The organism is Streptomyces sp. NBC_01016 (genome assembly GCF_026341035.1).
Lineage (GTDB): Bacteria > Actinomycetota > Actinomycetes > Streptomycetales > Streptomycetaceae > Streptomyces.
Genome location: NZ_JAPEOQ010000002.1, coordinates 170389 through 190577, shown reverse-complemented (window position 1 = coordinate 190577; position 20189 = coordinate 170389). Strand labels below are relative to the sequence as shown.

Annotated in this window: 17 protein-coding genes, 1 tRNA gene and 3 pseudogenes; 10 read left to right on the top strand and 11 right to left on the bottom strand. The window is 65.7% G+C overall.

Going from position 1 to position 20189, the window contains the following annotated elements; genetic code table 11:
- Positions 1–5: 5 nt before the first annotated feature.
- The 4 genes from OG746_RS27600 to OG746_RS27585 all read right to left on the bottom strand — a co-directional run bounded on the left by OG746_RS27600 (position 6) and on the right by OG746_RS27585 (position 6137).
- Positions 6–1463: a Cys-Gln thioester bond-forming surface protein gene (locus tag OG746_RS27600; RefSeq protein ID WP_266719519.1), complete on the bottom strand. Its 1458-nt coding sequence runs from the start codon at positions 1461–1463 to the stop codon at positions 6–8.
- Positions 1464–1837: 374 nt separating this feature from the next.
- Entirely contained in the window at positions 1838–2353 is a 516-nt protein-coding gene (locus OG746_RS27595; protein ID WP_266719517.1) for a single-stranded DNA-binding protein, read from the bottom strand.
- Positions 2354–2478: 125 nt separating this feature from the next.
- The gene (locus OG746_RS27590) at positions 2479–4341 is read right to left on the bottom strand and encodes a YfjP family GTPase (protein WP_327655428.1); all 1863 of its coding nucleotides are present in this window, start codon (positions 4339–4341) and stop codon (positions 2479–2481) included.
- 98 nt (positions 4342–4439) lie between these two features.
- On the bottom strand, positions 4440–6137 hold the full coding sequence (locus tag OG746_RS27585; RefSeq protein ID WP_266719515.1) for a dynamin family protein: 1698 nt from the start codon (positions 6135–6137) through the stop codon (positions 4440–4442).
- A 333-nt stretch (positions 6138–6470) separates the two neighbouring features.
- Between OG746_RS27585 and OG746_RS27580 the strand changes: the two genes are divergently transcribed.
- Positions 6471–6543: transfer RNA gene (locus tag OG746_RS27580), tRNA-Arg, on the top strand.
- A gap of 187 nt (positions 6544–6730) precedes the next feature.
- Here OG746_RS27580 and OG746_RS27575 read toward each other — a convergent pair.
- Positions 6731–6865 carry a hypothetical protein gene (locus OG746_RS27575; RefSeq protein ID WP_266719513.1) on the bottom strand — a complete coding sequence of 45 codons (135 nt, stop codon included), beginning with the start codon at positions 6863–6865 and terminating at the stop codon, positions 6731–6733.
- On the bottom strand, positions 6862–7353 hold the full coding sequence (locus tag OG746_RS27570; protein WP_266719512.1) for an ATP-binding protein: 492 nt from the start codon (positions 7351–7353) through the stop codon (positions 6862–6864). Before OG746_RS27570 ends, OG746_RS27575 begins: the two co-directional genes overlap by 4 nt.
- A 217-nt stretch (positions 7354–7570) precedes the next feature.
- Between OG746_RS27570 and OG746_RS27565 the strand changes: the two genes are divergently transcribed.
- Genes OG746_RS27565 through OG746_RS27555 form a run of 3 tightly spaced genes read left to right on the top strand, consistent with a single transcriptional unit; the run spans position 7571 to position 8847 of the window.
- Positions 7571–8416: a helix-turn-helix domain-containing protein gene (locus OG746_RS27565; protein ID WP_266725463.1), complete on the top strand. Its 846-nt coding sequence runs from the start codon at positions 7571–7573 to the stop codon at positions 8414–8416.
- 10 nt (positions 8417–8426) lie between these two features.
- Entirely contained in the window at positions 8427–8618 is a 192-nt protein-coding gene (locus OG746_RS27560) for a DUF397 domain-containing protein (protein WP_266719511.1), read from the top strand.
- Positions 8611–8847: a DUF397 domain-containing protein gene (locus tag OG746_RS27555; RefSeq protein ID WP_266719510.1), complete on the top strand. Its 237-nt coding sequence runs from the start codon at positions 8611–8613 to the stop codon at positions 8845–8847. The genes OG746_RS27560 and OG746_RS27555 overlap by 8 nt, the downstream gene beginning before the upstream one ends.
- 257 nt (positions 8848–9104) lie before the next feature.
- On the opposite strand, the gene OG746_RS27550 is transcribed toward OG746_RS27555, so the two are convergent.
- Both OG746_RS27550 and OG746_RS45655 read right to left on the bottom strand, forming a co-directional pair.
- On the bottom strand, positions 9105–9644 hold the full coding sequence (locus tag OG746_RS27550; protein ID WP_266725461.1) for a nuclease-related domain-containing protein: 540 nt from the start codon (positions 9642–9644) through the stop codon (positions 9105–9107).
- Positions 9645–10609: 965 nt separating this feature from the next.
- Positions 10610–10840: pseudogene (locus OG746_RS45655) on the bottom strand (helix-turn-helix domain-containing protein); the annotation flags it as partial.
- Between the two features lie 37 nt (positions 10841–10877).
- On the opposite strand from OG746_RS45655, the gene OG746_RS27545 reads away from it, so the two are divergent.
- The 6 genes and pseudogenes from OG746_RS27545 to OG746_RS45650 form a co-directional block, all read left to right on the top strand.
- Complete coding sequence (locus tag OG746_RS27545) at positions 10878–11036, top strand: hypothetical protein (RefSeq protein ID WP_266719509.1); 159 nt, start codon at positions 10878–10880, stop codon at positions 11034–11036.
- Between the two features lie 355 nt (positions 11037–11391).
- On the top strand, positions 11392–11706 hold the full coding sequence (locus OG746_RS27540) for a hypothetical protein (RefSeq protein ID WP_266719508.1): 315 nt from the start codon (positions 11392–11394) through the stop codon (positions 11704–11706).
- Positions 11707–11903: 197 nt separating this feature from the next.
- Complete coding sequence (locus OG746_RS27535) at positions 11904–14540, top strand: tetratricopeptide repeat protein (RefSeq protein WP_266719507.1); 2637 nt, start codon at positions 11904–11906, stop codon at positions 14538–14540.
- Positions 14541–14714: 174 nt separating this feature from the next.
- Entirely contained in the window at positions 14715–15296 is a 582-nt protein-coding gene (locus tag OG746_RS27530; protein ID WP_266719506.1) for a hypothetical protein, read from the top strand.
- Positions 15297–15330: 34 nt separating this feature from the next.
- A pseudogene (locus tag OG746_RS27525) lies at positions 15331–16404 on the top strand (IS3 family transposase).
- A 34-nt stretch (positions 16405–16438) separates the two neighbouring features.
- Positions 16439–16534, top strand: a pseudogene (locus OG746_RS45650) (transposase); the annotation flags it as partial.
- A 39-nt stretch (positions 16535–16573) separates the two neighbouring features.
- Here the strand turns inward: OG746_RS45650 and OG746_RS27520 are convergent.
- The 3 genes from OG746_RS27520 to OG746_RS27510 are packed head-to-tail and all read right to left on the bottom strand — an operon-like array spanning position 16574 to position 19556.
- On the bottom strand, positions 16574–18499 hold the full coding sequence (locus tag OG746_RS27520) for a hypothetical protein (protein ID WP_266719505.1): 1926 nt from the start codon (positions 18497–18499) through the stop codon (positions 16574–16576).
- Positions 18496–19068, bottom strand: coding sequence for a hypothetical protein (locus tag OG746_RS27515; RefSeq protein ID WP_266719504.1), 573 nt, complete (start codon positions 19066–19068; stop codon positions 18496–18498). Before OG746_RS27515 ends, OG746_RS27520 begins: the two co-directional genes overlap by 4 nt.
- On the bottom strand, positions 19065–19556 hold the full coding sequence (locus OG746_RS27510; protein WP_266719503.1) for a hypothetical protein: 492 nt from the start codon (positions 19554–19556) through the stop codon (positions 19065–19067). The genes OG746_RS27515 and OG746_RS27510 overlap by 4 nt, the downstream gene beginning before the upstream one ends.
- Positions 19557–20189 lie beyond the last annotated feature (633 nt).

Here is a 20189-nt window from a genome sequence, read left to right as displayed (position 1 = left end):
CTCGCCTACTCGCCGTCACTGCCGCCGTCGCCGGCGCCCGGCGACTTCTTCTTGCGCCCCATGACAACCGACGCCCCACCGATCAGGACCAGCAGCACCGCGATGCCCGCGATGATCGGCGTCGCGTTCGAGCTGCCCGTCTCGGCCAGGTCCGTGTCGGCGTCGGAGCCCGTGCCACCGACGGAGGCAGGGCTCGGCTGCGTCGTCGCCTGGGTGCGCAGACCGCCGCCCGCCGTGGAACCCACCGCTGAGGTCGTCGAGCAGTCGAGCACGCCCCGTATCCGCTTGTCGAAGCCGTGCGGCCCCTTGATCGTGAAGTCGTACGCCTGGTCCTCCTGCAGCGGTATCGTCACCGTCCGCGTCTGACCGGCAGGGATCGTGTACCGGGTGCCCATGAGCGTGAACGTGTACGGCTCGTCCCCGCTGTTGGCGGCCGTGATGTCGACGCCGCCCTTCGTGCAGTTCTCCCGCGCGGACAGTGCGGGCACCGCGCCCTCGCTCGCCCAGGTCGCCGTCGCGGTCGCGGAGACCGTGGACTCGCTGGAGCCCGCGAGGATCTGCGTCTGGCTTCTGGTGTCGGAGGCGAAGGCCCGGCCGACCGGAACCGTCGTCGACGCCTGCACGGTCAGCTCCGCCGAACCCTCCTTCGCCTTCTTGGGCACGTCGAAGTAGAGCCGGCTGCCGTCCTTCGCGGTGGTGACGGGCTCGCCCTTCTCGTCGACGAGCTTCACCCCACCCGCGGCGGCCTCGACGGGCGGCATCACCGTGACGCTCTCTGCGTTCGTGTGCACCGTGACCGGGCCGACCCTGTTGCCGACCTCCGAGTCCCCGGCTTCCGAATCCGCACGGCCCCCGGCTTCCGTATCCGTACGAGCGGGGGCCGCCTCGTCCTCCGGCTGCTCGGACACGGCCTGCGGCGTCAGGGTCAGCGAGGCCTGCGGCTCCGCGAGGTCACGCGCGCTGCGCTGCAGATAGTCGGCGAGCTTCTCGGCGGCGGGGCTGACCGCGTCCACATCGACCTTGTCCGAGTAGCGCCAGATCGCGACCTGGGTACCGGCCGCGGCCTCCTGCTCGGTGAGGCTCCCCGCGTGCGCCTTGCGGGCGAGCGCGGCGAGATCATTGACCTGCGGATACGAGTTCTGCAGGATCCAGCGGATGCGCCCCGCGTTCACGTTGTCGTGCAGCGACGTACCGGCCCAGGACGTCTCGCGGTACTTGGCGTCCGGCTGCGTCGGGTTGTGGATGTCGACGCAGTACGTCTGGAGGGTCCCTCCGTCGTCGACGGCCATCCGGAACAGGCCCGCCGACACCTTCTCGTCCTTCCCGGCCCCGTGGATCACGGCCGCGTCGTACGTCTCCAGGCCGGCCAGAGTGGCGCTCGCACCGCTCTGCTCCGTCGCACCGTCGTCGGCTTGCGCGACGCCCGCGCCGGATATCGCTCCCGTCGCCATGAGTCCCGACATCAGGGCCGCCGCGGCGAGACGGGCTGCGCCTCGTCCACGCCGTGCGGTCCGTGAGCACACAGAAAACACGTAATTCCCTTCAGGCGGGACAGGTGTCACATGGGGGGTGGTGTCCCGCCGGCAGAATCAACGCCAACCACAGTGATTCGGCTGGCCCTTGCACTCCCGACCCGTCGCTGCACCTGATGCGCAGAGGTCCCGACGAGCCCAGGAGTCACGCTCGGCATCCTAGGGAAATGATCTTCGGCGATCTCCGGAGCCGCCTTCCGGCAACCGATCCGAATCGCAATCGTTATCGCCAACACCGTTTCCTAGCTGGGCTTATCGACAAATCGCCAGTACATGGGAGCCGATAAGCCACAGTTCGGCCAGACTCACCCCACCGGCTGCGGCTCGGCCAAATCCGGCTCGGCGTCGGCCGGTTGCCCGTTCGGCGCTTGGCCGTCGCCGACCTCGGGCCCCGCCCCCACCTCGCCCGGTTTCGCCACGTCCCACGGAGAATCACCCCGCGGCGCGCTCTCCGCACGGACCTGCTGCGTCCGGTGGAACGCGGAGGTGCCGCGCGACAAGTCGTGCCCGATCGCGACCGCCTCGATGTCCGCCGACGTCCAGTGCTGCCCGCCCCGCTCCTCGTCGCGCACCTTCAACTTGCCCTGCACCATGACCGGTTCACCGAGCGCCAGGGAACTCTGCACATTCGTCCCAAGCCCGCGCCAGGCCCATACCGTGAAGAAATTGGTGTGCCCGTCCACCCACACGTTCTGCACCCGGTCGAAGCGGCGGCTGTGCGCCGCGAGCCGGAACCGGGCGACCGGCCCTGTCGGCAACTCCCGGAACACCGGTGTCGTCGCCACGTTCCCCACCACGGTCACCATCGTCTCGCTGCTCATCCGGAACCCCTCCCGTTACCCCCGCCCGGCCCTCTCGGCCAGGACGTCCGTGCGCGGCCCGAGCCCTTCCCGAGCCGCGATCACAGACTGCACCCGGCGCCGCGATCCCCGCCGACGCCTGTGTCCTACCCGCGGGTTGTGGAAATCCCGGTCACTCCCCCGGCCACCCGTACGTACTGCTCCCGCACCTCCCGGTACCGCAGCAGCTCAGCCGCGACGGGATCCAGCACCCGCGCCCTGCCACAGGCCGCCGCCGCGTCCCTGAGCCGTCGCTCGGCCTCCTGCCCGTACCGGCGCGCCGGCCCCTTCGCCGCCATCCGGCACGACCACTCCACGCACGGCCCACCCACGAGCCCCGTGAGCACCAGCAGCAGGGGCACACCCAGATTCGTCGAGAAGCCCCCGACGACCTGCCCCAACAGCCACAGCACCCCCAGAACTTGCAGCAGCGTCATGGCCACCTGGGCGAACACCGCGACCGGCCACCAGCCGGGCCGCGGCGGCCGCCCGGCCCCGTGCTCCGTCTTGAGGTGCTCGGAGGCGGCATCGGACGCCAGCTCGTCGAGCGCCTCGGGCAGCCCCTCGCCGCCCCGCGTCGCGGCCTCCCGCACGGCCTGCCCCCACGCCTCGGGCAGCCCGCTCGCGGCGGCGTCGCCGACCACCCGCACCGCGTGCTCGACGCGCTGCCGGGCCGTGACCTCCTCCTCGTCGGCAGGGACCACGGGGACCGTGACGGTCGAGCCGACCGCGCGCCGGTCCTCGTACCAGCGCCAGAGCCTGAGCCACGGGGTGCCGCAGGCCCGGTTGGCGCCCCGGCTCCACTCCCGCCCGGCCGCCTGGCCCGCGGCGGCCGCGCCGACGGCCTCGGCGAGCCGGTCCGCGAACTCCTCACGGGCCTCCTCGCTCAGCCCGCCCTGCCGCCCGGTCGCGTACACCTGCTTGAGATGGTCGGCGGCGGCGTCGACGTCGGCGCCGATCCGGCGCGCGGCGGCCCGGCGTTCGGTGGTGACCTGGTCGAGGCAGTCGCGCAGATCGTCCACGCCCTCACCGGTGAGGGCGGAGAGCGGCAGCACCGTGGCACCGGGCTCGCCGTGCTCGCCGAGCGCGATGCCGTCCTCGTCGAGAAGCCTCCGCAGATCGTCCAGGACCTGCTCGACGGCCTCGCCGGGCAGCCGGTCGACCTGGTTGAGCACCACGAACATCACCTCCGCGTGCCCCGCCATGGGCCGCAGATACCGCTCATGGAGCATCGCGTCGGCGTACTTCTCGGGGTCGACGACCCACACCACGGCGTCCACGAGACCGAGCACCCGGTCGACCTGCTCACGGTGTTCGAGGGCGGCGGAGTCGTGATCGGGCAGGTCGATCAGGACCAGCCCGTCCAGCGCCGCCTCGCCCTGCGGCCCCTGCGCGGGGCGCCTGCGCGCACGCCCGGGGATCCCGAGCCGGTCGAGCAGCCCGGCGGCCCCGTCCGTCCAGCTGCACGCGATCGGCGCGGAGGTGGTGGGCCTGCGCAGCCCGGTCTCCGAGAGGGGCACGCCCGCGAGGGAGTTGAACAGCGTCGACTTGCCGCTTCCGGTGGCGCCCGCGATCGCGACGACCGTGTGCCGCGAGGAGAGCCGCCGCCGGGCCGCGGCCTCGTCGAGCACGTGCCCGGCCTCGGCGAGGGTCGTCCCGTCGAGCCGGGCGCGCGAGAGCCCGACGAGCTCCCGCAGCGCGTCGAGCCGCTGCTTCAACTGCCCGTCGTACGTCCCCGATCCGGCCGGCACCGCCGCCTCGCCGCCCTGCTTGGCGACGCGCCGCGCGATGAGACCGTCGTCCCAGGGGGTGGACCCCGTACGCCCTTCGGGAATCTCCACGCCTTGGGTGGCCCCGGCAGCCTCTTCGGAGGACGCGGAGGACGCGGAGGCTGATGCGGCTTCCGGTGTGGGGGCTGTGGGGGCATCACCGAGCTTGTCCGCGAGATCCGTCAGCTCGGAGTCATCCACGCAACTGGTGTGATCAGCGGGGCCGGTGTGATCGGCAGAGTTCGTGGAACCGGTGGGATCCCTGGGGTCGGTCTGATCCGTGACGGCGGACAGCGCCCTCACCTCTCCTTCTGCAGCAGCGAAAGGGCCGCGATCAACTCGGCCTGGGATTCGGGTGTGATGTCGAGCGCGTCGAGCGGCGCGAGCCGACGCTCGCGTTCCGCGCCGAGCACGGCGTCCAGGTACTCGTTCAGGAGCTCTCCACCGCGATCGCGCAGCCGCAGGGCGCCCTGGGCACCGATCCGCTCGGCCAGGTTCTCGCCGGCGGCCTTGCCCCGGCGCCCGCCGAGCAGGCCGGTGGCGACGAGCGCCGCGACCGCCTCGGCGTCGGGCGGCGAACCGTCCATGGCCTGGGCGGCGGCCCGCGCCTCTTCCTCCGCGTACTCCTCGAGCACCCGCCGCCAGCGCCGTACGGCCAGCCCGATCCGCTGCTCGGCGGTCTCGGACCCGGGATCCTGCCTACGTAGTTCCTTGGCACGCGAGCCGGGTTCGCGACGCCAGGCCTCATCGACCCGCTCGTCCGCCGCAGTCACCGCACACGCCAGCAACGAGCCGAGACTCTCCACCAACGCATCAAGCAGCTCACCGGCCCCACAGTCCGCCGGATAACTCCGCCAGTGCTTCAGCGCGTTCCCTGAGAGCACACCCCCCTTCCGCAAACGCTCCAGTACGCGCGCGTGCTCGGTCTCGTAGGCGTCCTCGACGGCGGAGGTGAGCCGGACCATGGCGGAGTGCTGGGCGGCGACGGCCGCGGCCAGTTCGGGCATCCGGGCGCGCAGCGAGTCGAGCGTGCCGCGGGCGGTGCGGGCGACGGCGCGGGCGCGGGCGTCGGAGTCCTGGGCGCGATGGGTCAGCCAGGCGCGGAGCGGGGCGACGGCGGTGGCGGGCAGCAGCCCACCATTGCCGGTCGACTCCGGCAGTTCCGGCACGGTGAACCGCGGCACCTCGCCGAGCCCGGCCTTGGCGAGCAGCGCGCCGTACTGCCGGGAGACCTCGGCGACGACCTGGTGGGGCACCCGGTCGAGCACGGTCACGAGGGACGCGTCGTACTCCTTGGCGGTACGCAGCAGCCGCCACGGCACGGCGTCGGCGTACCGGGAGGCGGTGGTGACCATGACCCACACGTCGGCGGCGCTGATCAGCCGTGCGGCGAGCATCCGGTTCTCGGCGACGAGGGAGTCGATGTCGGGGGCGTCGAGCAGCGCGAGCCCGCGCGGCAGCACCCCCGAGGTCTCGACGCGCAACACGCGCTCTTCCTCGTCGGAAACGAGCTCAAGCTCCCCCTCCTCGTCCCCTTCTCCTTCGAGCCCGCCATGCCCCCCATGCCCGCTATGCCCGCCATGGCTTCCATGAGCGCCATGCCCGCCATCGGCCTGCTTGGGCATCCACACGCGCGTGAGGTCGGGCAGCACGCGCATCCCGGAGAACCAGTGATGGTCATCCGGATGGCAGACGAGGACGGGAGTACGTGTGGTCGGCCGCAGCACCCCGGCCTCGCTCACGACACGCCCCACGAGGGAGTTCACCAGGGTCGACTTGCCGGCGCCCGTGGAGCCGCCGACCACGGCGAGCAAGGGCGCTTCGGGAGCCCGCAGGCGGGGCACCAAATAGTCGTCTAGTTGTGCGAGCAGCTCGCCGCGGTTGGCACGCGCGCGTGGCGCCCCCGCAAGCGGGAGCGGAAAGCGCGCGGCGGCGACACGGTCGCGCAGCGCGGTAATTGCGTCGAGCAGCTGAGGCCGAACGTCCAAGGTCACCACACGTGAAGAATGCCCAATTTTGGACGCTTTATGAAGCATATGACCTCGTCTGCGCGCCGATAAGTTACGCGATAAGGCACAGGAAGCACACAGCGGGACGGAAGGGGCGACTGGGGGCGCAGGCATAACGAGTGCACAACACCCGAGGCGTATGAAGCCAAAAGCGATGCAGGATTCGTACCTACCTGCGATTATCGGGACCGCTTCACTGAACCTCCACATCGTGCCGCGGAGGCGAAGCAGCAAGGGCAGGGACCCGGGAGCCCTATCCTTGTCCCCGGCAAGGTCACGGATCACCCCACATCCCCCGACCAAGCCACCGGCCACACACCGGCCCCCGTAGCTCAGTGGATAGAGCAGGCGCCTTCTAAGCGCTTGGCCGCAGGTTCGAGTCCTGCCGGGGGCGCCTTCAAAAGGCCCTACTCCGGTAGGGCTTTTTTGCTGGTCAGAGCCGGTCCCCTTGAACGTACGGAAGCGCCGGCCCCTCCCCCGAAGACCATGGAAGGGTCCGGCGCTGTCCGGCTGCCACCGGGTTTCTGCGGGTGTCTGCGGGTGTCTGCGGTAAATACGCGGTGGAGTCTCCCGGCGGCGACTCAGGCGGTGCCGGACAGGTCGGCGTCCGGAAGCGCCTTGCCCACCCCGCCGCCGTCCGAGCCCGAGCGGGGCTCGCGCTGCGCCATCCGGCCAGACGACCCCTCCTGGTCGGATGCCGTGGAGGCCGCGGTCACCAATACAGATCGGCCCCACTCCCCGCGCCGCTGCCCGGCCGGCCCGCGCCCCCACACTCGGCCCACAGCAGCTTCCCGCCCCGCCCGTCCGGGAACGAGTACGCGCCCCAGTCATCCGCGTAGGCCCGCACGAGAAAGAGCCCGCGCCCGCCCTCCGCACACGCATCAGCGCGCGGCCCGCCCCGCTCGAATCCCGGGGGAATCTTCGGGTCACCGTCCCACACGGCCACACGAACCCGCCCCGGGTCAGCGACGCCAGGACCAAGACGCAGCGTGTACGGGCCGGTGGTGTGCAGGTGCGCATTGGTCAGCAGCTCCGAGCTCAAGAGCTCGGCGGGCTCGACGAGTTCAGCCCTGCCGTGCGCTTCAAGGACCATGCGGAGCAGGGCGCGGGCGATGCCGGGGGCGCGAGGGTCGTGCGGAAGCTGGAGGGCGTACGTGCCCGGGAACAGGCCGGAGCCGGCCGGAAGCGGGGATACGGTGGTCATGGAAGTCTCCCTTCCGGTGGGCGAGTTGGACTGTCGGCCGAGTGGATCGCGTCGGCCGGTGCCCAGTGACCAGGTCGCTCCGTCGAGCGGGGTTCTTCTGGGCGAGGCGCCTGAATTGAAGGTAGCGAAGCCGCGATAAACTCTTATCGAGAACAGCTAAAAGCCCTTAGGTGCCACCCTTGTGGGTGACAGCGTCGCCAAGGAGGCGCGGAGTTCAGTGCGGAGCAACCCGACAGGGCGTCAGCTACGCCTCGGTTCCGAGCTGCGCAAACTGCGTGAGCGCGCCGGTCTGACCTCCACTCAGGCAAGTCAACTACTCGGTGTGAAGCAGAACCAGGTCAGCAACACCGAGTCGGGACGCATGGGCGTCAGCCCCGACCGCGTACGAGCACTGGCCTGTCACTACGACTGCTCGGACGCCGCGCTGGTCGACGCGTTGGCGGGCATGGCCGGCGAGCGCGTACGCGGCTGGTGGGAGGAGTACCGGGCCATACTGCCCGCCGCGTTGCTCGACCTGGCCGAGGTGGAGCACCACGCCCGACGCATGCGCACGGCCATCACGGTGCACATCCCCGGGCTGCTCCAGACCGCCGAGCACGCACGCGAAATCTTCCGTCAGGACGTTCCCGCCATCACCCCGCCGGAGATCGAGCATCGCGTCTCGTTCCGCATCAAGCGGCAGGCAGTGCTGTTCCAGGAGGAGCCGACCCCGTACCACGCGATCATCCATGAGGCCGCGCTGCGCATGCAGTTGGGAGGACCTGCGGTCGCCAAGGGGCAACTTCACCATCTGCTCGACATGAGCGAACGGCCCGGAGTTGTACTCCAGGTGCTCCCCTTCAGCGCGGGTTCCTTCGCCGGATCCGGGCAGTCGATCTTCTACTCGCACGGCCCCGTGCCGAGCCTCGACACCGTGCACCTCGACCAATCGCACGGGCCCGTCTTCCTGGACGCAGAGGCCCAACTGACCAAGTACCGCGTCCTGATCGAGCGCATGGAAGCCATCGCCCTGCCCGGGCCAGCCTCACGAGACCTCATCCACACCGTCGCCGAGAGCCTGTGAAGGAACCCAAATGCCCACGCCCACCTGGCAGAAGTCGTCCTACTGCGCGCAAGGCGACTCCTGCGTCCACGTCGCCGCCGACACCGACCGCGTGCTCCTGACCGAGTCCGCCGACCCCCGCGAATCCATAGTCACCGCCACTCCCGCCGCCTTCTCCGCGCTCCTCTCCATGGTGAAGCGCAACGCCTCCCGCCGTGACTGACGGCCTCCCGGTAGACATACCCGACGACCTCATCTGGCAGCGGGCCGCGCCCGACGAGGCCACCGGCCCTGGCCCCTGGATCGAAATCGCCTTCGGTGACGGCGACTTGGTGTTCCTACGGGAAGCCTCCTCGCCTGACACCGTCGTCACCACAACGCAGGAGAAGTGGAACGCCTTCGCACTCGGAGTGCAGGCTGGAGAGTTCGACCACTTCGCCGACGGGGCGTAACGGACCAAATGTAGGGCCTGTGCCCCAGGCCCTCTTCCGCTCCCCCTGCCTCGACGTCGACCAGCCGATCGCCCACCTCCACCAGCGGTTTCCGAGCCAAAGAAACCGAGTCCCAGCGAGCTCAGCAGCGCTCCGAGGCGTATCCGGTGCAGTAGGCATGATTCGCACCGCATCGGAGCTTCCGACCAGCCGACAGTCCGCGATCACCACTCCCTGGTCACGTCGCATCCCTCTTACGGCGCAAGCGACTTTGGCAATCAGCCGCTCAGCCACACGCGTCGGCGCCGGGCCACCTCGTACAGGGTCTCGACCTGTTCCTTGGCGAGAACGCCATCCAGCGGCGCCAGCGACGACACCTCTCGCTCCCGGTAGACACGCACGGTGAACTGCGTAGCGGCCTTGGCCACGTCTTCGGCGCCCACCAGGACGATTGCCGGTTCTACCGGGACGTCAAAGTCGACGTACAGCTCCAAGACCGCTCGCACACGCTGAGCCTCGGCCTTGCTCGCGCGGGCATAGGGCCGCGCAGGACCATGGTCGATCCGAGCCATCTCGTCACCAATCCACACGTTCTTGCCGTCGTGGTGCTTGGTGTTGATCGCGAAGACGCCGCCCGGCCCGATCAGCAAATGATCGATGTCAGCACCGCTCGGAAGTGGTATTCCGTGCAGTACTCGCCAGCCCGAACTCTCCAGCCGACGCAGCTCGTTTCCGACACGACGTTCGCCCTCCAGCCCGGAGAACCACGAGTCCCACTCCGTCGACTGGCCCCGGAGGCGAGCCCAGGCCCTCTGCATGCGCGTAGGCCCACGCTCGGCGATCAAGCCAAGTAGCCGAGCCCCAGGGCGGTTAGCGGCCAGGTCCTCTCCCGGAGACAGAGCGGGCAGCGACTTCCTTCGCGTGTCCCTCGGTCGTGGCGCAGCCGACAACCGAGGCGCCGAGGGAGTACTAGCAGCCGGGCGACCTTGCTCGCGGCGCGGCTGCGAGCCCTGGTACACACGGAGCGCCTCCAAGGCCTCACGCCGGTGGCGCTCGTCCAAGATCTCAATCTTCCCGGTACGGCAATCCATCCAAGCGACGGCGGTGCCGTCCGGCAGGTTCACGTACAACCGATCGTGTCCGTGCCTCTTCCAACGCACAACCTTGAGCGAGCCCATGACCACCCCCGACAGCGTCCCAACGGTCATGGCAGCAGCGGTCCACCAAGCCCGCAAGAGCGCCGATCGGCCAGCACGAACAGACTTTCCCTACATCATCAAGGCTCGCTCCGCTCGCGCCCCGGGTCCGGCCTCGTGGCATAGATCAGTGCCAACCCAACCGCCGAAAGACGCTCTCGCGCATCAACGGCCCAGCCGGTACGCCGCGATCCGCCACCGTGATCCAGCCGTGGAGGGGAGAACCCTTCCGCACCCGTAGACCAACCAGGCGCAAACAGCAGCAAGAACCACCCCGATCACACCGGGCCCTACCGGGCCTCCGGGATCAGTTCCCCAGGAACCGAAGGCCCCACACCGGGGCGGCGCCGGTCGGCCGCCGCCCCGCCGCCTCCAAGCCTCCGTCACCGGCTGCGGGCCGACGTCCGCCCGTCGCACCCCAAGGGGCCACAACCGTCAACGGGCCACGGTGCACACGGGAAATGCCGCACCACAAGGTCAACGACACGTTGGGATCCCCGAACAGGCCGGATCACGGTGACGGAGAACGTCGGTCCGCCGGTCCGTGACTCGCTGGCGCCCACGGTCCGCTGATCACACAGGGCCACCCCGACCACTTCGACGTGTGTCGCGTTCGGGCTGTGCTTGGGTGCCTTGGACCGGGGACGCAGACCGTCGATGCCATCGGCCTGGTAGCGGCGATACCAGCCGTACTACGCCTGCCGGCTGATCCCGAAGCACCGGCAGGACATCGCGACGTTCCCGGTAACTTCCTCGACATGGCGTATGACGGCCAGGCGCCGCTTGGCCGCACGGTCCAGAGGGGGCGTCTTCGACATGTGGATCTCCTAGTGACCGGAAACCCAGGTGCCAACGATGGTCGTCAGTTATAGACCGACAATCGCCGAAGCTGCCGAGATCCGGCGGGCGAACGCCCCCATCGTCGACTACATCCACGCATTTCTGCGCGCGACGGCCACCGACGAGGAACGCGCCGCCATGGACGCACTCGACCCCAGCACCCCGCCGTTCTGATCCGCAGCAAGGGCCCCGGATCAGGTCGGGGCCCGAAGCTCTACGGCAGACCGCAAGGAGCCGGGACAAGTGAGAGGTTGGTGAAGCTGGCGTGCCCGGCCACCGGCCCTAACGGTACTGACCGGGAGAGGTGGGTTGTCCCCGCCCGTTGGCGGTGGGAACTGCGGGCGCCATCTTGTCGATTGGCCCCTGCGGGAGCGGTGGTGTTCCTACCCTGGTCTTTCCGTGGGAGCGAGCACCGGGGGAGCGAGTGAGTACTGAGATCGTGCAGTTGGTGGAGCAAGCCGGGCCGTACCTGACGTCCGCCGTGAGCTCCTACGGGGCGGCTGTGTTGACTCGGGCGGAGAACGCGGCCGTGGAAGGTACAGCGAATCTGGGACGGCGCATGCTCCAGTTGGTGTGGCGCCGCCGGGACGAGCAGGGCCAGGCAGAATTGGAAGCCGCCGTCCAGGACGCCGCCGAGGCGCCGGACGACGACGATGCGGCGGCTACTCTGCGCCAGCAGCTCAAGCGGGCGCTGCGCGACGACGCCGAATTGCGGGCCGAACTGGCGCGGATGCTGCCCGCTGCCGGTGAGACGGTGACCGTGACGGCATCGGGTGAACGGTCCATAGCCGCCAAAACCATCGGCACCGCCGTCACCGGCGACAACACCACGATCAAGCCATGACCGACCACCGGCCCGAGCAAGGCGGCCCACGGGCAACGGCGCCGCGATCCATCGCTGTCAACGGCAACGTAGGCGTAGCCGTGACCGGAGACAATGCCCAAGTGGTAATGCTTCCAACGGAAGCGGTGCGTTGGGCCCAAGAGATAGACGCACCACCAGGCGCCGGGAACTTGCCTGGGTCTACATCCGGCGTCTTCGTGGGACGCGACGACGAACTCGCTGAGCTGCACTGCCTCTTGACTGATCAAGGCGACACAACCATCACCCAGGCGTCCAGCACACGGGCAATCCATGGGCTGGGCGGCATCGGTAAAAGCACGCTCGCTTTGCACTACGCCCAAAAGCACCGGCATGCGTACAAGCTCGTCTGGTGGATCAACGCCGCCAGCACCGAGCAGATCATCGCCAGCCTGGCTACCCTAGCCATGCGGTTGTGCCCCCAGTGGGCCACAACCGCGGGAGCACAAGAACGTGCGGCATGGGCCATCCTGTGGCTGCAATGGCACCCCGGCTGGCTACTCGTATTCGACAACGTCGAGAACCCGAATGACCTAGGTCACTACCTGGGTGCACTCCCAGATGGGCATCATCTGGCCACCAGCCGCATCGCAACCGGTTGGCATGCCATCGCCCCAACTCTCCCCTTGGGCGTACTCGACGCCGACACAGCCGTGTCGTTGTTGTGCACCCTCGCCTTCGGAAACGGGCAGCCGCTCACGCCGAGACAGCGCCAGGACGCTGCAACCCTCGCTGCCGAACTCGGCTACCTGCCCCTGGCGCTAGAGCAAGCTGGTGCCTACCTCTTCGAGACCGGAACTTCCCTGGCCGACTACCGAGGCTTACTGGGCCAAGTGATGGACAAGGCAACAGGTGGCATCGCCCCTGAACGAACCATCGCCCGGATCTGGCGCTACACCATAGGCGCGATCGAAAACCGTAATCCGCTAGCCGTCAAACTCCTCAACACCATGGTCTGGCTCGCACCGGACAACATTCCCCGCACGCTGCTCGGCCCGTTCAGTCCCGACCCGCTCGCTGTGGGCGAGGCGTTGGGCGTGCTGCGCGCATACAACATGATCTCGTACAGCACTGGCCGTCAGAACATCAGCATCCATCGACTGGTGCGGAACGTGCTGCGCCACCAGGCCACCATCGACACGGCCGGCCGCCCCGTCAGCCGGAAGGAGGCCGAACGCCTGATCCGACAAGCTGCACCCTACGAATACGGGCATCCCTCACAGTGGGAGCAACTCCTCCCACACGTCCTCGCGCTTGCCGAATCCACTCCGCATAGCAGCCCCATATCAGCCGAATTAGATGAGACCTACCAGGCTGCTGCCCTGTACCTTCACGACCAGGGACTCGATGCCGATGCAATCCCACTGCTGAAGGCGATACTCACCCGATGCGTGCAGGCGCTAGGGGACACCCACCCGAACACCTTGATGAGCCGGAACAACTTGGCTACCGCCTACCGGTCGGTGGGGGACCTACAGCGAGCGATTCCGTTGCACGAGTCGACGCTCGCCCAGTACGAGCAAGTGCTGGGTGATACCCACCCAATCACCCTGGGCGGTCGGAATAACTTGGCTACCGCCTACGTATCGGCGGGGGACCTGCGGCGAGCCATTCCGCTATACAAGGAGACACTCGCCCAATACGAGCAGATTCTGGGGGACGCCCATCCGGAAACGCTGGCCTGCCAAAACAACTTGGCCAACGCTTACATGTCGGTGGGGGATCTACAGCGAGCGATTCCGTTGCACGAGTCGACGCTCGCCCAGTACGAGCACGCACTGGGCGATACCCACCCAAACACCCTGAACAGCCGGAACAACTTGGCCAACGCCCGCCGGTCGGCGGGGGACCTGCGGCGAGCCATTCCGCTATACAAGGAGACACTCGCCCAATACGAGCAGATTCTGGGGGACGCCCATCCGGACACGCTATCTTGCCGCGAATCTCTGGCTAGCGCTTACAAAGAAATGGGGGACCTGCGGCAGGCCATTCCGTTGTATAAGGAGACACTTGCCCAGCATGAGCATGTACTGGGTGAAACCCACCCAGACACGCTGGGCTGCCGGAACAACTTGGCTAACGCGTATCTGCGGGCGGGCAACTGGCAGCACGCTATTCCGCTGCTGGAGGCCACGCTTGCCCAGAGCGAACAGGTGCTTGGTGACGCTGACCCGAACACCCTGGCCAGCCGGAAATACTTGGCTGACGCCTACTTGTCGGTGGGCGACCCACAGCGCGCCATTCCGCTGCTGAAGACCACGCTTGCCCAGTTCGAGCAGGTGCTTGGTGACGCTGACCCAAACACCCTGATCACTCGGAAAAGCCTGGCTGACGCCTATCACTCTGTGGCGGACTTGCGGCAAGCCATTCCGCTACACGAGGCAACACTTGCCCAGTGCAAGCAAGTACTAGGTAACGTCCACCCAATCACACTGGCCACCTGCAACGGCTTGGCTGCCGCCTACCTGTCGGCGGGCGACCCACAGCGCGCCATTCCGCTGTTCAAGACGGCGCTTCGCCAAGGCGAACTGGTACGGGGGGTAGCCCACCCGGACACGCTGGCCAGCCGCAACAACTTGGCTGCCGCCTACCTGTCGGCGGGCGACCCACAGCGCGCCATTCCGCTGTACGAGGCAACGCTTGCCCAGTGCAAGCAAGTGCTGGGTAGCGCCCACCCAAAAACCCTGGCCACCCGAAGGAATCTAGCTGCGGCTCGCACAGCTGCCGAGTCCGTACAGCGGTCCAATTCGGCAAGCTCAGCCAGTGCCCTCGGCTTTGCGGATACCGCAAGTATCCCAAAGATCCAGAATGACTGACAGTGACCGATCCACAAAGAGCTACGGCTCAGGAGCCCCGACATCCACCGGACAGCGGTGTACAGCAGCGCCGTTATCCGCTTGTCACTTCCGCAGTCGGCGCGGACCCGACCGCCCCTCGGTCGAGCTCCTAAAGCGAGTGTCACAGGAGCCAACACCCGGCACACTTCGTGCATGACTGCAGAGCAGGCGACCGTGATCGCCGCCTTAATAGGTGTCGTGGGTGGGCTTGCTGGCGTCTCCATCGGGCGTTGGCAGGTTCGGGACGAGGCAGTAGTGGAGCACGAGCAATGGCTCCGAGGACAGCGACAGGATGCGTACACAGCCCTTCTCGCAGCCTGGGACGCAAGCGTCTTGCAACTCATCGATCTAGTGCCCCCGGACGACGAGCACTGGGCTCACATGGAAGCCACCTACGAGGGCGATCTAATCGAGGCGACGGAAGAGAGCATCTGGAACAAGTCCCTCCAGATCAAGGGTGACCTCGACCATCCTCTTGAGCGCGTCCAACTGCTGGGTCCCAACACCGTTGATGCCGCGTGTGTCGTCCTCGCCAACACCGCGAAGACGGCAGTCCAGAGGGTTCGCCAAGTCCGATTCCCTCTGAACGAAGCAGCCATTGAAGAGCTAGCGGGGTTGCGAACCCGCGCCGATGCAGCACGCACAAAGTTCTTCAGCGCTGCTCGCCAAGTGATCCACACCCCTCCGAGTCCGAGGCGTAGAAAATGGGCGTTCTGGCCAGGCCGCAGGATCTAACTCGGTTCCTCGCAACAGCAACCGCGGTCCGGGTGTGACGGTCGAGCAGGTGGCCGCTGACTTCGGTGTCCACGCGATGACGCTGTGGAAGTGGATGCGGCGGGCGGATATCGACGACGGGACCAAGCCCGGAACGACCAGCCAGGAGAACGCGGAACTGCGGGAAGCACGCCGGCGGATCAAGCTGCTGGAGCAAGAGAACGAGGTCCTGCGCCGGGCTGCGGCCTAATCTGTCGCAGGCGCATCTGCCAGGAAAAGGATCTACCCGCTCGTAAAAGAGCTGGCCGTGGACGGGGTTCCCGTCACGGTGACGTGCCGGGTGCTCAAACTCGCCAGACAGCCCTACTACCGCTGGCTCGACAAACCGGTGGCCGAGGCCGAGTTCGAACAGGCCGCTCGTGCGAACGCGCTGTTCGACGCCCACCGCGACGATCCTGAGTTCGGCTACCGGTTCCTGGCCGACGAGGCCCGCGCCGCGGGGTCGGTCATGGCGGACCGGACCGTGTGGCGGATCTGCCGGGACAACCGCTGGTGGAGCGTGTTCGACAAGAGACGTGGCCGGACCAAGAAGACCGGCCCGCCGGTGCACGACGACCTTGTCCAGCGTGACTTCACCGCGGCCGGATCGAACCGGCTATGGCTCGCCGATATCACCGAACATCCCACAGCAGAAGGGAAGTTGTACCTCTGCGCGACCAAGGACGTCTTCAGCCTGAGGATCGTGGGCTACTCGATCGACGCGCGGATGAAGTCCCGCCTGGCCGTCGCGGCCCTGGATAACGCTGTTGCCCGGCGTGACGGTGTCGCTGAATCCGTCCAGTTCCAGTCGCGGAAGTTCGTCCGGGCGCTCGGCGGCCACCGGATGGTCGGCTCGATAGGGCGGGCCGGTGCGGCAGGCGACAACGCGGCCACGGAGTCGTTCTTCAGCCTGCTGCAGAAGAACGTCCTGGACCGCCACGCGTGGGTTACCCGTCTGGAACTGCGGATCGCGACCGTGACCTGGATCGAGAAGACCTACCACCGCCGTCGTCGACAAGCCTCGCTCGGCCGGCTGACGCCCGTCGAGTACGAAACCGTCAGGACCACACCAGCCCTCCAAGCCGCGTGACCACACCTGTCACCTAAATCTGCGGCAGACCCTCTGGCCCCTGCTGCGACACGGCTGGCTCAGCAACATCGCCTTCACCAGCCCCGACCACTTGGTCCAGACAGTCAGGCATGGCCTGCGCACCATCCAGGCGCATGGGGCGCCAACGAGTCTCTATTCACGTCGGTCGTCACTCGTCGGCGGAAGCAATCACGGCTACATGCCCCTGCCCAGGGTGGCGGACCGTGGAGACCGTGGCATGCCCGTAGTCGAACCCGATCCGAGCGAAATCCCCATGATATTCGGCCGGAATCTCATTGTCCGCAACAATGAACTGCACAGCATCCGGAGGATCTGAGACTCCACGCACAAGGCGCTGATAGATGGCCTTACAGGTCGGACTCGCTGGATCCAACGCCAGCCTTGGGCCATCGATGACAAGAATCGACGGGTACGGCACACCCGCCTTCTCGGCAACCGTCATCAACGAAGTCCAGTAGGCAATTTGCATAGCCGTCATGGACCCACCACCACTCATCATGGCCTTAGTGAAAACCTTGCCATTAATGATGGGTAGATAGCTCTCCTTATCCAATCCAGAAGTTTCCACGGCTGCAATCTTCAACCCCTTTATCGTGTTATTGAATTCCCTCTCGATTGCATTCAACACATTAGCCTTGTGTGACTCAAGTGCCGACTTTCTAGCAGCTACATTCACCTTGAGGCGTTCCTGGTCCGATCGAAGATTCTCTACCTCTCCCTCAATGTCGGCCACTCGATCCCATTGCTGCAGGGCGTTTTCCAAGTGTTCTTGCCGAGTTCGAGCAATAGCTCTCCGGGCAGAGGCATCACTGAAAGCCTGCAAGCGAGGCGTAACTCGCTGAGCCGTACGCTCCTCAAGCGTGGCTGTCAGTTTCTCAACCAGCGATTCACGCTCCGCTACCGCCCTCTGCGCCCTTTCGAACTGCTGTAGCGTCACCTCATTCTGAGCGTCCATCTCAGCCAACTGCAACTGCAGCTGTTGAAGTTCATAGCTGTCAGATTCCCGGTTGGGAGCAACTGGGTCAACTTGCAGGCAGAGCCGGCACTTATCCTCCCCGACCTCTCGGCTCTTCAACGATTGCATGCACCGTGGGCATACAGTGAACTCGATGTTCGCCAACCTGGCACCGGCATCACGCATTCGCTCCAGACGGGAACGATCGGATTGGACACGCTTCCGCTCGACTACTATTTCATCGCGCTCCCGCTCAAGGTCATACACGGAGGCGCGCGCCTCAGACAAAGTGCGCTCTGCATCCGTTAGCAGGTCCCGATAGGCCTGCGTCTGGCGGTCGATCACAGGATCAAGTTCCTGGCGCAGCGCAGCCAGATTCTCCGAGGCAATCTCTTCTTCAGACCTAGCTTCATTGAGCTTTTCGAGCACCTCCTCGCGACCGCTAGTATTACTGTCACGAAGGAATTCCCGGATGGTTTCCAGGTTCTTGGCGGCGACGTCAATCTTGCCGTTTAAGAGATTCACTTCCGATTGCATCGAGAGGATTTCTGAATCCGTGAACCTAAACAGGAGCTCAAAAACCGCTTTTCGCTTTGGCTCGTAATAACTATCTCTACTGTCGGCAATGTCCCTATTGATTGCATACTGCGGGACATACGTGTACTTAAAAATATCGCCGAATGTGACGCGACTTCCGGGCTTACTGCTCCTGCTCTTCTGCGCTGCAGCGCGAATGTCATCGGGAAATCCAAGTTTCTGGAGGAGGAAGCTATTGAAGCTAGACTCTCCTTCACCCACGGAATGGTCCGGAAGTCTCTCTCCGGTGCGCAAGTCAGTAACGCGGACATTCTTACTCTTGCGCGCGTCTAGACTGCGCACGATAAGGAACTGCTCCTTGCCGATGCTGACGTCAAGAGCAACATCGTGTACGGCAGCTGTCGCTACTAGCGCAAGTCGCGCTTCTCCCGCCGCAAACCCGTACTTTATGAGTTCCAGGAGAGTGGTCTTTCCGACTCCGGTGGGCCCCTCAAGTACCGTCAGGTCAGATCCGAACTCGTAGCGAACCTGACCCTCTGTGGTGTACAGGAAGAGTTCGTTGATCCGAAAGTTCAAGGTCATTTGATTACCTGCCGATGCGGACGATCCATCAGTTTTTCAAGCCTCTGATAGACAAGGTCTTTGAGCGAGTTTCCAGTCATTCCTGCTGACGCAGTCGCGATTGCCTCACTGCGCTCGCTCAGTGCCTTCCAATCTCGGCTCTTCCCCATCTGGTCCGAGAGTCGCCGGCCTTCTTTGGTCATCGAAAGAGCTACGCTACCCTTTCTTCCTCTCGCATATTTCAAGAGGCCTCGACCAACCAACGCGCCAATCACTGTGTAATACCTATCATCCCATGGGCCGTATTTGTAGCGCACCATGGGCGCCTCAACCTCAGTGGGAGTGGCTAATTCTTCACGAGAAAGGTTGAGTCGAGGGTCAAAAACCGGGAGGTTGTCCAGGACTTGCGGCGCCAAGGCTGGATACCGCAGGAGGAAGTCCAACTTGGCCAGCTTCGTAAGACCATCTAGTTTCCCAGCGTGCCCCGCGGCCTTGGATACCGCGTCAACAAGAAGTAGGACACGCGCTTGATGGTAAGCCAGGTCGTCTCGAAGTAACGAGAGCTCCAGGTCATCATATGCTGTGCTCATGCGGCGCTCCCACGGTTTTCCTCGCGGAGCCTTTCAAATTCCTGTGCCACATCGAAGCGTTCACTGAACCATACCTGGCATGCATTGGCGAGCTCACTGATCCCGCCAAGCAAAAGATCAGGGTCCATGCCGGCAGGGATCTTCTCGGCGGGAATCGAATCAAGCTCATCTTGGAGAAGTCGCCAAAAATCGTGACCCCAAACCGCATTCCCGCGCAGGGACGGGGTATCGACTCTGTCGCTGACCCGGAGAAGCAGACGTCGCAACCGTTCGCGGTCAGCGAGAGCTGTGGGATCCCCAGTCAGACGCTCCCGCCAATAACGCTGATAGTCCTTTCTAAGTTGCTCACTACGCTCGACACTGTTGTCAGAGCAACGCCCTCTTCTCATTTTGATGGCCGATCGACTGAGTCGTATCGGTGACCCAAGAGATTCATATGCGGAAGGGTTCGCCGCTGCAGTCATGACAGCGAGATCGATGTCAAACATCGTCACTATCCGACTCGCAAGCTCCCGCTCCCTGTCTTGTGAAGTGGGCGTACCGGAACCGATTGCGAAAGCAAGTACCGGAGAAATGGTTGCATTGACTCTAGGGCCTGCAGTGCGCATGCGAGTACGGAAAAGGCCATATACGGAATTCCAAATAGACTCGCAGGGCACGTCGTATCCCAGGTGGTCCACGATTGGTTTCGCGAACTTCGCAGGTGCCACAAAGGCTATATCTGCCCGCCTCGTCAAGCCGTGACGGATGTCCAGCATTGACAGGAACCTTGCCACTTCCCGCCGTTGGAGATCTATGGATATCTCCCTTTCATTCCCCTGCTGCCACTCCGACGGTAGGTGCGAGCTACCGTAGTTGTGGATTGCGGAATGAAGCTTTTCGATGATTGCGGCGTGATCACCGTCGAGTGTGACCTGATCTCCGGATAGGCGAATTCCACGAAGATACTTCGCGGCTGCCTCCAACTCTTGGGGATCACCGCTAAGAAGGCCACCACTAGTAGCCAGCCTGCAAGTCGGTTTCTCCTTCAGCGCCCGCCACCGCAGAAGAAGGTGCGCCAACCCGCCCTCGTCAGCGAGTTGTTTCACAGTTCGGTACGCGTCAACAGACGCGTCTCTATG